Annotated in this window: 11 protein-coding genes; 9 read left to right on the forward strand and 2 right to left on the reverse strand. The window is 55.7% G+C overall.

All coding sequences use genetic code 11. The features are described from left to right. Position 1: 1 nt before the first annotated feature. From Q666_RS57450 to Q666_RS57475, 6 genes are all read left to right on the forward strand, one after another. On the forward strand, positions 2-1,912 hold the full coding sequence (locus tag Q666_RS57450) for a beta-N-acetylhexosaminidase (protein WP_022998795.1): 1,911 nt from the start codon (positions 2-4) through the stop codon (positions 1,910-1,912). A gap of 20 nt (positions 1,913-1,932) precedes the next feature. Further along, complete coding sequence (locus Q666_RS57455; RefSeq protein ID WP_022998796.1) at positions 1,933-3,369, forward strand: M81 family metallopeptidase; 1,437 nt, start codon at positions 1,933-1,935, stop codon at positions 3,367-3,369. A gap of 911 nt (positions 3,370-4,280) precedes the next feature. Continuing rightward, complete coding sequence (locus tag Q666_RS57460) at positions 4,281-4,880, forward strand: hypothetical protein (RefSeq protein WP_022998797.1); 600 nt, start codon at positions 4,281-4,283, stop codon at positions 4,878-4,880. Between the two features lie 294 nt (positions 4,881-5,174). Beyond that, positions 5,175-6,473: an FAD-dependent oxidoreductase gene (locus Q666_RS57465; protein WP_022998798.1), complete on the forward strand. Its 1,299-nt coding sequence runs from the start codon at positions 5,175-5,177 to the stop codon at positions 6,471-6,473. A gap of 65 nt (positions 6,474-6,538) precedes the next feature. Further along, positions 6,539-7,321, forward strand: coding sequence for a DUF1365 domain-containing protein (locus Q666_RS57470; RefSeq protein ID WP_286133747.1), 783 nt, complete (start codon positions 6,539-6,541; stop codon positions 7,319-7,321). Between the two features lie 19 nt (positions 7,322-7,340). Beyond that, positions 7,341-8,570: a cyclopropane-fatty-acyl-phospholipid synthase family protein gene (locus Q666_RS57475; RefSeq protein WP_022998800.1), complete on the forward strand. Its 1,230-nt coding sequence runs from the start codon at positions 7,341-7,343 to the stop codon at positions 8,568-8,570. Positions 8,571-8,609: 39 nt separating this feature from the next. Here Q666_RS57475 and Q666_RS57480 read toward each other — a convergent pair whose 3' ends face one another. Beyond that, the gene (locus tag Q666_RS57480) at positions 8,610-9,416 is read right to left on the reverse strand and encodes an SDR family NAD(P)-dependent oxidoreductase (protein WP_022998801.1); all 807 of its coding nucleotides are present in this window, start codon (positions 9,414-9,416) and stop codon (positions 8,610-8,612) included. Between the two features lie 58 nt (positions 9,417-9,474). Beyond that, positions 9,475-10,131, reverse strand: coding sequence for a ChrR family anti-sigma-E factor (locus Q666_RS57485; RefSeq protein WP_022998802.1), 657 nt, complete (start codon positions 10,129-10,131; stop codon positions 9,475-9,477). A gap of 314 nt (positions 10,132-10,445) precedes the next feature. Between Q666_RS57485 and Q666_RS57490 the strand changes: the two genes are divergently transcribed. From Q666_RS57490 to Q666_RS57500, 3 genes are all read left to right on the forward strand, one after another. Next, the gene (locus Q666_RS57490; RefSeq protein ID WP_022998803.1) at positions 10,446-11,480 is read left to right on the forward strand and encodes a cysteine synthase A; all 1,035 of its coding nucleotides are present in this window, start codon (positions 10,446-10,448) and stop codon (positions 11,478-11,480) included. Positions 11,481-11,504: 24 nt separating this feature from the next. Next, positions 11,505-13,019, forward strand: coding sequence for a cardiolipin synthase (cls, locus tag Q666_RS57495; RefSeq protein ID WP_022998804.1), 1,515 nt, complete (start codon positions 11,505-11,507; stop codon positions 13,017-13,019). Positions 13,020-13,202: 183 nt separating this feature from the next. Then, a complete protein-coding gene (locus Q666_RS57500; protein WP_022998805.1) occupies positions 13,203-13,847 on the forward strand; it encodes a LysE family translocator in 645 nt (214 codons plus the stop codon). Positions 13,848-13,859: the final 12 nt, after the last annotated feature.

Below are 13,859 nucleotides of genomic sequence, written 5' to 3' on the forward strand. Positions count from 1 at the left end.
CATGACCAAGTTTGTGCTCGACTGTTTCTACCGCCCTGCGGAGGATCTTGCTGCGTCTCGTCAGGAGTTTGCACTGACCAATACAAGCTCCAGGCCCCTGAAGGATTTCACGCTGGCCTACACGGCGGTCAACCGGGCCACGGCAAATGCCAAGCTTGAAAACGCGGCGAGTTTCAGCCGGATTGCGAATTTTCACGAAATCACGCCAAACACTGGCGAAACGATCGAACCAGGCGAAACCTGGACCTTTGCCATCACCGGCCTGGCGAACGTGGCAAGACACCGGCTTGATGGTCCTAAGTCCGCCTATGTCAGCACCGGTGGCAGCGTCATCGAGGTGCTGTGCAATGATCTTGAAGCGCCGGAAGAGCTGGACAGCGGAGAACGCCGCAGCATGCCGGCTGGGCACCTTTCTGAACCGCTGCATATCGTTCCCTGGCCCCAGAAAGTGGAAATAACGGCCTTTGCGGACGACAAGACAAGCTTTCTTGTTGCCCAGGGCTCTGCAGAGGAAAAGGCGGCGGCGGTAAAGATCAACGCGCTCGCAGCAAGGCTTTTTCCAGGAGCGCCACATCCTTTCCGTTTTACTCAGTCGCATCATCAAATCGCGATTGAGTTCCAGCAGGACGATAGCCTTGCAGCTGACGGTTACCGGCTCGAATTTGCCCAAGCGAAAGCAGCCTTGCACTACAGCGGCCCCGTCGGCCGTGACTATGGCCTGACGGTACTCGCCCAGATGGCCTACGGCACCTATGAGGCACCCGGTACATTCAAGTATCCTGCACAGGGCGTGATTGAAGACGCCCCAAGGTTTTCCTGGCGTGGAACGCATCTGGATGTGTCACGACATTTCCGTGGCCCCAAAGACATCATGCGCCTGCTCGACATTCTCGCCTGGGGTCGGATGAACGTCTTCCAATGGCATCTGACAGACGATGAAGGCTGGCGACTTGAAATCAAGGCCTATCCCGAACTGACCGTGGGCGGCGCGCGGCGTGGCCCTGGGTGCCAGCAGGTGCCCCAGCTTGGCTTTGCCGCTGAAGTCTACGAAGGGGCCTATTCGCAGGACGAGGTTCGCGAGATTGTCGCCCATGCCACCAGCCTGAACATAGATATCCTGCCGGAAATCGATGTTCCGGGGCATTCAACCGCCGTTTTGAAAACCTACCCGCGCTTCGCCGATCAGGCGGAGACCCCGGAGAGCTACCATTCCATTCAGGGCTATCCGAACAACGCACTGAACCCGGCGATGGATGAAACCTACGAATTTCTCGAAAAGGTCTTTGCGGAAGTTGCCAGCCTGTTTCCGTTCGACTTCATCCACATCGGCGGCGACGAAGTCGACGTCAATTCATGGCTCGCCTCTCCGAAGACCCAACGCCTCATGGAAGAAAAGGGTCTTGCGGATACAATGGAAGTACAAGCCTATTTCATGGGCCGCGTGCGCGACATCCTGAGAAAACTCAACCGGAAACTTGCCGGCTGGGACGAAGTCTCACACGGTGGCGGCATTGACCCGGATGGCGTGCTTCTGATGGCCTGGCAAAGACAGGAAGTCACCAAGGACCTGATCGATCAGGGCTACGACGTCATCTGCACCCCGGGACAGCACTATTACATGGATATGGTCCAGGCGTCCGGCTGGCATGAGCCGGGTGCGGGTTGGGCTGGCGTTTCGACACCGGAAGACTGTTACGGCTATGAAGCAGCTGCCGGTCTCAGCACCGGCAGTGAAGAGCGCCTCAAAGGGGTGCAGGCCTGCATCTGGTGCGAGCACATGACTGACAACGTCATCTTCAATCATATGGTCTTTCCTCGGCTTTATGCGGTCGCTGAAGCCGGCTGGACCGATCCCGCCAGCAAGGCCTGGCTGCGATTTGCAGCACAGGCCCCCTTCTTCCCCCAGCTTTGAATGCGTGACGAGGCAGGAAGATGAAAATTGCAGTTGGGGGCATTCATACCGAATGCAGTACCTATTCACCGGTCCAGCAAACCGTATCAGACTTCACGGTCACCCGTGGCAAGGACTTGCTGGCACAGGCAGGCGTCGACGGCGGCAGATTTCCTGACGTCACCTTTTGTCCATTGTTTCACGCCAGATCCATTCCAGGCGGACCGGTGTCTGCGGATTGCTATGCGAGCTTCAAGTCTGCCTTTCTTGCCGAACTTGAAGCCGAGACGCCATGCGACGGTGTTCTCCTGATTATGCATGGCGCCATGCATGTGATCGGTCTGAGCGATGCGGAAGGGGACTGGATCTCTGCCGTTCGCCAACTTGTCGGGCCGCAAGTGCCAATCGCTGCCAGTTACGATCTGCACGGCAATGTCACGCAAACCATTGTCGATCAGATCGACATCTTCTGTGCTTATCGCACTGCCCCTCATATCGACGTGACCGAAACCCACCGACGTGCCGCGGCAAATCTTGTCAACCAATTGGGTGGCGGTCCCAAGAGGTTCGTGGCCTGGGCTCCTGTGCCGGTTCTCCTGCCCGGGGAACGAACCAGCACGGAAGATGAACCGGCAAAATCGCTTTATGCAACGTTGCCGGAGTTCGATCAGAGATCCGGGGTGACCGATGCCAATCTGATGGTGGGATATGTCTGGGCTGATACGGCAAGAGCCACCGCGGCCGCCGTGGTGACGGGAACAGACCTGGATGCCATTCAACAGGCGGCTTCCGAAATTGCTGCGCAGTACTGGTCCGCAAGGCAAGACTTCGAGTTTGGTGTCCCCGCGAAGCCGCTCGAACTGTGCCTGGACGATGCTGCAACAGAAAGCTCGTCTCCCCTCATCCTTGCCGACAGTGGCGACAATCCGACAGGTGGTGGTGTTGGTGACAGATCCGATGTCCTGGCGGCCTGGTTGGAACGAGGCTTCACTGGAGGTGTATTTGCAGGGATCGCTGATCCGGTTTCGGTCGATAAACTCTGGGCATTGCCAGACGGCTCTTCTTCCCGCCTCACAATTGGCGGTGCCCTGGGCAGCGATTGCAAGGTCGTTAGCACAGAAGCTGTCTTGCTGTCTAAACTAGGCAGAAAACAGGATCATAATCGGGAAGTGTTGACCAGGATCGCAGGTAATTTGGTGATCCTGACGGAACACAGACGCCCCTTCCATCAACTGGAGGATTTTCGGCGTTTTGCCATTGAACCATACACTGCAAGTTTCTTGATCGTGAAATCCGGATACCTGTCGCCAGAGTTGGCCCCAATCGCCAATCCCGCCCGTATGGCCCTCACAGATGGTGCGGTTAACCAGGACATTGAGGCGCTCACAAACCAACACCGCCCTGTGCCGAGCTACCCTTTTCAGCGGGTCTTCGATTGGAAACCGGTTACAAGTCTATCTCGCAGGGCGTCCTCTTGAGTATTGCGCGCTCTTTCGAGCGGCATGAGTAACTGACGAATCCAGCCGACTAAAAGGGGTGCATTGCTTACCAAGCGCGTCCTGAATGCACGGATAATTGGCATTTTGCTTGCAAATACAAGCACTCGCAAAGTTTTATTTCTATTATTTTCAGTACCGAATTTAAAATCGGTCATCCGCCTGCATTTGCATTTCTCAAATCAATCATACTCTTACATGGGATCTTGAGCTCAGCAGCGCGCCCTCAAACACACTAATTGTAATTTTTACCAAGGTTGAATGTGAATGGTCGGTCAGTATCAATTTATGGGATGATCGAAACTCAGCCTTCAGGACCTGCCCCGATCTGCAGATCCAACGGCAAACTAAAACGGCCTGATTGCTGCAAGGATTTGATCTGTAGGGAGATTTGCACGTACCCCATCAACTGTGCCGATCCCACAAAGCTCCGCCGGACCTCTGCCGGTGGAGCTTTTTAATTTGAACTTCTGTCAGGTAGTTACTTCTAGCCGCATTGAGCAACCCGGCTTTCTGACCTCGAGTTCGAGGCAAGTGCACAGGCGATAGCGGAAACCGATCAAAATCATCGAAAAACATCGACAAAATTACCACAGTCAACAAACTTACTCTACGTTCATTGTTAGTTATGACGATGGCTTTGCGTTCACGAACTGGTGATTGGCCTTGAACTTCGTAGTCCAACCCACATTTATTACCGAAATATAACTGAAAAAGCCCGGATTTGTGATCTTTGTTACACGCATTCGGGAGATTGTGGTGCGATAATGGCAAAATCGTGACCGCACGAACGGGGCGCAAAAGCGCGGAAGACCTGAAAAGTCCTACAATGGACCTCCGTTTACAGACCCCACGCGCGGTAAATTAAGTTGTATTAGCCTTGGGAGGCGTACATGCAACGGAATACCAGAGCAGGAACTCTTGCGCTTGGCCTCATCCTTGCCTTGGCGGGAAGCGCTGCTGCGGCCCCACTGCCTCAGGAAACGATAACGTTGCCTGAGGATCGTTTGGCGGTCACAGTCGCGTCAGCGTCACAGGATCAGGCCGATCCGCTGGAAAGTGAGCTCACGATATGGGTGGGCGAAATCGAGCTTGAAGGCCGGAAAACGATCTGGGTAGAACTGATCGATTCCTTCGGCGAAGTTATCTATGACAGTGAAGTGAACACCAACGAAACCCATCTGCTTCCAGATGGCCGGGCCGTTGTCGTTCGCGCCATGGATCAGGATACGGTTGTCGCCGGCAAGGATGAATCAAGACTGGTCAATGAAGGCACCCTTACGGTCACGCGTCGTGTGGTCAATGAAGGTGTTGATGCGACCACAATTGAACTTATCGAAACCGGCCAGCAACCCTCGCAGAAACGCGGCACCATGCTGCAGGTCGCAGATTTTGGCGAATTGGTATGGCAGAAGGTCGTTGCCTTCTTCGATGCCGCACGCACACGCGTCGAAATCGCATGGAACTGGATTGTCGACACGATCCAGGCCTGAGGCTTGTTTTGGCGCAATTGCCTTGCAGACTTGCGACACGCCATTCGCTTGCCCGGCTTTTTTGCCGGGCAGCGGCGACGCGCGTGTGAGACTTTCCGCTCTTCCGAGGTCGCAAAACCTCGGATGGCGCTGGCTGAAGTCGCGCCAATGGTTTTGCGTCAAAAATAATCCATAAAATTCATCGCCCTATGTGATCCGCCCTTCAAGGCGAGGCGTAACCGCTGCACATCAACTGGAAAACTTGGCGTCCAACCAGGTTTCCCGCGGTAACACCGACGCCCCGAAGGATATGATATGCGGATTGCCGTAATCGGCTCCGGAATTTCCGGAAACAGTGCAGCCTGGGCCCTTAATGATCTTCATGACGTTGTTCTCTACGAGCGGCGCGAACGGCCAGGTGGTCACAGCGCCACGGCGGATATCGACTATGATGGCGCCCGGATTTCGGTGGACACCGGTTTCATCGTCTACAACGAGCTCAACTACCCGAATTTTACTGCGCTGCTTGACCATCTGGGGGTCGCCAACGAGATAAGCGACATGAGTTTTGCCTTGTCGGCGGACAACGGCAAGCTTGAATGGTCAGGCCATTCTCTGAACGCGGTCTTCGCACAACGGCGTAATCTGGTCTCACCGCGGTTCCTGCGCATGTTGCGGGATATCTTCCGCTTCAATGGCAAAGCAGTTGAAGATCTGAAGGCCGGACGCCTCAGCGGGCAAACGCTCGGTGGCTACCTGGAGCGTGAACACTACTCTTCCGGTTTCATAAACGACTATCTGCTGGCGATGGGCGCTGCCATCTGGTCGACGCCGATCAACGAAATGCGGGACTATCCTGCGGAAAGTTTCGTGGCTTTCTTTGAAAATCATCGCCTGCTTTCATTCGATCGGCCGCTGTGGCGTACCATTTCCGGTGGCAGCCGCAACTACGTGGAAAAGCTGCTGGCGCCACTTCAGGGAAAGATCAGGCTTGGCAAGCCGGTCACAGAAGTTCTCCGGCAAAACGGTCAGGTCATCGTGCGCGACGCATCCGGCCACCAGGACGTCTTCGATCATGTGATCCTTGCCAGCCACACGGACCAGACCCTTGCCATGTTGGGTGATCCCTCACCACAGGAGCGCGATATTCTTGGATCCATCCGGTATCGTCCAAACGAGGTTTACCTTCACCGCGACCAGGCCCTGATGCCGAAACGCAAAAACGTCTGGGCTTCCTGGAATTACATGTCCGATCGCGAAGCCGGCGAAACACGGGACGTAACCGTCAGCTACTGGATGAACCGGTTGCAGAACTTCGATCACTCCAAACCGGTCTTCGTTACATTGAACCCCTATGCACCACCTCAGGAAGACAAGACCTTCGCAAAGTATGTTTATGATCATCCCCAGTTCGATGCCATGGCTCAGCAGGCCAAGAACCGGCTTGGGGAAATTCAAGGCGTGAACAACACATGGTATTGTGGTGCGTGGCGCGGTCACGGCTTCCACGAAGATGGACTTTCGTCCGGACTTGATGTTGCCCGTTCGCTCGGTGCCCGGCTTCCATGGGAAAAAGACGTGGCTGGCGATACCTATCTGGAGGCTGCCGAATGAAGGCAAGGCCGAGCAATTGTATGCATGACAATGGACCGCCCCCTGATCCGGCGGCATCCTTGTTCATGGGCTCGGTCATGCATCACCGCATGAAACCCCGTGAGCACAGGTTTTCCTATAAGGTCTTTTCCGTGCTGCTCGATCTGGATCGGCTTGAAGAAGCTGCGCAGTCCAGCCTGTTCTTCTCCGTCAACCGGTTCAATTTGCTGTCGTTTCATCAGAAGGACCACGGCCCAAGGGACGGGTCTGATTTGCGGCTCCATGTCGACCGATTGCTCGCCAAGGAAGGACTAGAGGCACCTGCTCGGGTCCTGCTGCTCGCATATCCGCGGATGCTGGGTTACGGCTTCAACCCTCTCAGCGTTTATTATGCCTATGACCGGTCGAACCAACTGATTGCACTCGTTTACGAGGTACGCAACACGTTTGGGGGCATCCACACCTACGTAGCACCTGTCAAAGCCGGCCAGTGCAGTGATGCAGGCATACGCCAGGATCAGAAGAAGCTGTTCTACGTGTCGCCCTTCGTCAGCATGGAACAACACTATTTCTTTCGCATGATGCCGCCGGGAAAAACCGTCCGCGTTCGCATTCTGGAAAAGGATTGCGAAGGCCCGCTTTTGTCGGCGACATTTTCCGGCACACAACACCCCCTGTCCAACGGCTCGATTCTGCAGGCCTGCCTTCAGGTGCCGCTGCTGACGTTCAAGGTCATCGGCGCCATCCATTGGGAAGCCTTTAAAATCTGGCGCAAGCGTGTACCATTTCACGCTCGACCCGCAGAAGATGCAGGGAATGACGGGTTGCCTGGGCAGACAGGTTCTGTCTTGCCAGTTTCAAACAACTGACGTTTCAAGAGGTTCTGCTATGAGTGAGCCGATTGTTCTGACCAAGGAAAACTTCCGCGCGGAGTTGAAGGGTACTCCACGCCTCGCCAAAATGGCGGCCGGCCTTGCCCTCAAAATCCGCTATGGGTCTCTTGAAGTTCAATTTCCAGACGGTCGAAGGTTCCATATCAAAGGGCAGGAAGATGGCCCACACGGTGTTCTCAAGATCCATAACTGGGCGTTTTTCCGGATGGTCGTCCAAGCAGGCGACGTTGGTGTCGGAGAAGCCTTCATGGCGGGGTACTGGTCGTCGCCCGACGTGACCACATTTCTGGAAGTCTTCTGCATAAACCAGGAATCGACGCTGGAAGCTCTCCAGGGGAAACCGTTTACACGTTTTCTGATGTCGGTACGCCACTGGCTGAACTCCAACACCAAACGCGGGTCGAAGCGTAACATCTCGGCGCACTATGACCTCGGAAATGCATTTTACCGGGAGTGGCTGGATCCTTCGATGACCTATTCCTCGGCGATCTACAGCAACGAAACCAACAATCTGGAACAGGCCCAAACCGAGAAGTACGCTTCTCTGGTACGGCAGACGGGCATTACTCCCGATCACAAGGTTCTGGAAATCGGGTGTGGCTGGGGCGGTTTTGCCGAATATGTCGCAAAATCGGTTGGTGCCAACGTGCGAGCATTGACCATCTCGCAGGAACAATTCGATTACGCGCGCGAGCGGATCTACAAGGCTGGCCTCAACGACAAGGTTGAAGTGGTCTTCCAGGACTATCGCGACGAAAATGGCGTGTTCGACAGGATAGCCTCCATCGAGATGTTCGAGGCCGTCGGTGAAAAATACTGGCCGACCTACTTCCGCCAATTGTCGAAGTGCCTCAAGCCGGGTGGCAAGGCGGGTCTGCAGATCATCACGATCCAGGACAAGATGTTCGAGGACTACCGCAGAGGCACAGACTTCATCCAGCGCTATATCTTTCCAGGTGGAATGCTGCCGCCGCCCGGCCGACTGGCAGAAATCGGCAAGTCACTGGGCCTGGACCTTATGGATCAGAAGATTTTCGGCCAGGACTACGCAAGAACGCTTGCAGAATGGCGTCAGAGCTTCCGACAGGCTTGGCCAAGGATTAGTCCGCTGGGTTTTGACGAGCGCTTCAAGCGCCTCTGGGAGTTCTACCTGCATTATTGCGAGGCAGGCTTCCGGTCCGGCAATATCGATGTTCGCCAGATGGTCTACGTCAAATCTGCCTGAGCAAGGCACTGACGTTGAAGACACATTTCAAAGGCCGGGTCACCCGGCCTTTTTCTTGTTCCAACCCGTGGACCGGGCGACCAGCGCGAAGTAGGCACTGTACGGCAACCAGCGCAAAAGCTTCAGTTGCCGAACAAATTTACGCGGAAATGCAATCTCGAAACGGGCTGGATGGGACAGGCCTTTCCTGATTTCCTCGACAGCCTCTTCCGGAGACATCAGATAAGGCATCGGAAACGGATTGGACTTTGTTGCAGGCGTATCGACAAAACCGGGACTGATGATCTGAATTCGGATCCCTGCAAGGTCCAGATCGAATTTCAAGGATTCAACAAGGTTGATCAGCCCCGCCTTGGTGGCACCGTATGCAGCTGACGTCGGCAAACCGCCATAACCTGCCACAGACGACACCACTGCGATCTGCCCCTTGCCCGCCACCTTCATGGCTGTGATGGCCGGCAGAAGCACATTGACCGTCCCCATGAGGTTCACATCAAAGCTTTTGCGAAAGGCGTCTGCATCGGCATCGAGGCCATCCTGCGGCAGATAAATGCCCGCATTGGCCACGAGCAGGCTCAAACCGCCGAAGTCCTGCTGAATCTTTTTCACGTGTTCGGCCATGAGGTCCGTCTTCGTGACATCCCCAGGCAGCGCATGAATTGAACCGGCAAGCGCCTTGGACTGGTTCTCCAGCTCCGCCAATTCCTGCTCCGAGCGGGCAGTTACAATGACCTTCCAGCCCGAACGGGCGAGGTCAAGTGCAAGCTCCCGGCCGATACCGGAACTTGCTCCCGTGATCCAGGCGCAACCGTGATCAGCTTGGGCAACATAATTCGTCTTGGGCAATTCATTCTCCCGGTTCGTTTGCCTCTTTACGCAAACAGACCGGGTGTCGGATTGAATTTTAGCGGATAAAGGGTGCGAACCAGCGGCCAACAGGGCCGGTCAACTGCAGGCGTCCTGCCGTCACCGCGAAGCAAATGCAGTCTTCGCCCTCGTCAGCGATAGGTTTGTGGTCCACATCGCCATCGGCAAAGGCAACGTCACCAGCCACATAGTGGCCGTCTTCGTCCTTGAACCCGCCCGTCAATACGAGCGTAAGCTCAGTGCCGTGGTGCGTATGGGACGGCATTGCTCGACCTGCCCGCACCCAAAGGAGACTGCTTGCGCAGCCGTCAATTTCACCGAACTTGCATTCCTTGACGCCTGGAAGGAGCGTTTTCCAGGGGAGCTGATCCATCGAGGAACCGATAATCGACTGCAGCGATTCGGGAACGGCCGGTCCGCCTTTCTCAGACAGTTCGGCGGCAGGCGCGTTATCGTTCAGTTCATCAACGGCGCCACTGAATATCGATCCGAGAAATTCGTCCCGATTGGAAATGGAGACCGGTTCGGCGTCTTCCAGTTCAAAGCCGGCAAGAGTTTCAAGTGAGCTTACATATGACCTGTTGCAGTCGCTCATTTCGAGATGAGCACCAACCAATGCCTGCGCCGGATAGGTCAAGGTCCCGGCCGCATATCCGGCCAGTAACTCGTCCATTCCGGTCACGTTTTTTTCCATTACCGCTCTCATTTGGCTTTAGAATCCCAAGTTGCCTTACCGGCGATACGACAGGCAACAAAAATCGGATCAACAATTACACCAGAATTGTTAGAAATAGAATTTCAGTGAGCTGATTTCACGGAACAACTGATGGCGTGTTTTTGACACCAGAGGGAAAAAGGAACCTGATTGGCCTCAGGTGCTGGCATTCCCCATTTGAAGCCTTACATTGCGACCTTGATCAAGGCCCTTCAGACCTTTAGCGTCCGGGGCTTATCAGATTTCATCTGGCCGGTCAGCGCCACCGGACCAGATCAGCCGGGAAAGAATAAATGTCTGTGTCCGCTTCTGTTGTCGATGCGATCGGTAACACGCCCCTCATCCGTCTGAAAGCTCTGTCCGAGGAAACGGGTTGCGAAATTCTCGGCAAGGCCGAGTTCATGAACCCCGGTCAATCGGTCAAGGACCGCCCTGCCCGGCAGATGATTCTTGAAGCCGAAGCCCGCGGTGATCTCAAGCCCGGTGGTGTGATTGTCGAGGGCACGGCCGGAAACACCGGTATCGGACTGGCGCTGGTAGCCAGTGCGCGCGGTTACCGGACCGTGATCGTTATCCCGCAAACGCAAAGCCAGGAAAAGAAGGACATGTTGCGCCTGTGTGGTGCTGAACTTGTCGAAGTTCCGGCCAAGCCTTTTTCCGACCCCAACAATTACCAGCACGTCGCCCGCCGTCTTGCAGAAGAGATGGCACGGACTGAACCTAATGGCGTTATCTTTGCCGATCAGTGGAACAACCTCGACAACCGCAAGGCTCATTTCGTAACCACAGGTCCTGAAATCATGGCCCAAACGGGTGGCCGTGTTGACGGTTTCATCTGTGCGGTTGGTTCCGGCGGCACGCTGGCTGGCGTTTCAACCTATCTTCAGGAGAACAAGCCGGGTGTCGTCATCGGCTGCGCCGACCCGCGTGGCGCTGCGATGCAATCGCTGTTCACCACCGGCAAGGCTGTCGCCTCCGAAGGCGGATCGGTTTCCGAAGGCATCGGCCTTGGCCGCAGTACCGCGATTGTCGGCGATCTTAAAATCGATCACGCCTACACAATTCCAGACGAAGAAGCCTTGCCGCTGGTGTTCGATCTCGCAGAAAAGGAAGGGCTACTGCTGGGTGGGTCGACCGCTATCAACCTGGCCGGCGCCCGGCGCCTCGCACGCGAGCTTGGGCCAGGCAAGACGATCGTCACGATTCTGTGCGACCACGGCACCCGCTACCAGTCCAAACTCTACAATCCGGACTTCCTCAGATCAAAGAATTTGCCGGTTCCGGAGTGGCTGGAGCGAAAAGTCACGATCCAGCCACCCTTCGCCTGATCGATTGACACCGGGGGGCATTACATGAGTTCAGCGGATCAAGCATTGGCGCAAGGCGGTGACGCGGCCGAAGCGGTGATCCGTGATGCCGTCACAGATGCCGGCGTTCTGGATGTCATGGCAAACAATCTCGGACTGGTCGCGGCATTTGTCGCGATCATGTACGTGACGGCAGGCATCTGCGCCGTTCGCGAAGTAATGAATTCAAGAACTTCCCAAGGGTCCGTCGCATGGCTGCTGTCCCTGTTTTTTCTGCCTTATCTCACGGTGCCACTCTATTTCGTGTTCGGCTGGCGATCCTTTTCCGACTACGAGAAGATTCAAGCGACCCTTGGCCGGGCAGAACGGGCAAGGCGTGCAGACGAACTTGGCCTGACCGATCACGAGGAAACCAGAGACTGGCCGGTTCTTTCCCGCGTTGCCGGGGTTCCCTTCATGGCCGGCAACAAGGCAGACCTTCTTATCGATGGTGATGCGACGTTCACAGCCATCAAGAATGAAATTGCAAAGGCCAGAAACGTCATATTCTTCCAGTTCTTCGCCATCCATGACGACGAACTGGGACGTGACATGGCCGACGCCCTGATCGCCCGTGCCAAGGATGGCATAACGGTCTATTTCCTCTACGACGATGTCGGCAGCCATTCTCTGTCAAAAGACTATCTGACCCGCTTGAAGAACGCCGGCGTCAAGGTTTGCGGTTTCAACGAAAACCACAAGTTCCTGCGACTGCTTGGACCGATGCGTCTCAACTATCGCAATCATCGCAAACTGGTCGTGATCGACTACCGCGTCACATTTGTTGGCGGCCACAATGTTGCGGACCAGTATGTCGGCCGGGACAACTGGTTTGGCCACTGGCGTGACACCCATGTCCGTGTCGAAGGGCCCGCTGCCGTTGCTTGCGCACTCTCCTTTGTCGAAGACTGGCTCTGGGCGAGCGGCGAGCGCATCGAACTGCCTCAGGTTGGCGAAATTCCGATGCCAGGTGACGAAGCCGTTCTGGTGATGCCGACAGGGCCTGCAGACAAGCTGGAGGAATGCGCTCTGGCTTTTGTCGAAACGGCAGCCCGGGCACGAAAGAGGCTATGGATCACCACACCGTATCTGGTGCCGTCTCTCGACATCCAGACAGCGCTTTGCTCGGCAGCAATGCGCGGTGTGGACGTACGCGTTCTGATGCCGGAAAAACGTGATCACTGGACTGTATGGCTCGCAAGCCACGCCTACGAGGACACCCTGGTGCAGCGCGGGGTGAAGGTTTACCGCTATATCGACGGTTTTCTGCACCAGAAGGTTACGCTGATGGACGACGAACTCGTTTCCATCGGCACGGTCAACTTCGACAACAGATCTTTCCAGATCAATTTTGAATTGACCCTCTGGTTCACCCATCCGCGCATGATCGACAATGTCGAAAGCATGCTGGAGACCGATTTCCAGAACTCCCGCCTGACCTGGCCGGACGCGTTCCAGTCCCGCAGTTATGTTTTTCGTGTGCTGGCTCAAGGTGCCAGGTTGCTGTCTCCCATACTTTGATCAGTGTTCGGGACATATTCAGTCTCTGACTGCGCGGCCATGCAGAGCGCCTCGTGCAGCTTAAAGGCAATATCCAGCGCCTGTTTTGTGAAATCGAACGAAGAGCGCCCCCTTCCGGGCTGGTGCCGTCGAGGCGAATGATCTAAACCTCTATCAGACCAACTTCTCCGGCATCTGCAAACCATGGCTTACATACCCGACTACGCGACCCTGCTTGCCTTTACGGCCGCAGCACTGGTGTTGACCGTTACGCCAGGACCCGACATGACGCTGTTCATGAGCAAGACGCTGACACAAGGCCGACGAGCCGGGCTTGCTGCTGTGTTTGGGGCAACCTGTGGTCTGATCCTGCACACCGTGCTTGCCGCGATCGGTGTTTCCGCCCTGCTTTCAGCATCGGCACTTGCATTTACAGTGCTGAAGATCGTCGGCGCCGCTTATCTGATTTATCTCGCAGTTCAAGCCGTCAGGAACGGGTCCAGCCTTGCGCTGGAAGCAGCCTCCGTGAAGAAGCAACCTATTCACCGGGTCTGGCTACAGGCACTCGGGATCAACATCCTCAATCCCAAGATCGTCTTGTTCTTCGTGACCTTCCTGCCTCAGTTTGTCAGCGCGGCGGATCCGAACGCGACAGGAAAACTGATGTTCCTCGGGTTTTACTTCGTCGTTCTGGGAATGCCCATCTGCGCGGCGATGGTTCTGGGAGCCAGTGCGTTTGCCCGTTTCCTGAAGTCCTCGCCGAAGTTCATGCGAGCCTTCGACTGGGCTTTTGCGGGCATCATGGGCACCTTCGCCCTGAAGCTTCTGGTGGCCAAGGCAAATAGCTGAACCGGTTCCTTT

The organism is Labrenzia sp. C1B70 (assembly GCF_000475395.1).
Taxonomy (GTDB): Bacteria; Pseudomonadota; Alphaproteobacteria; order Rhizobiales; family Stappiaceae; genus Roseibium; species Roseibium algicola.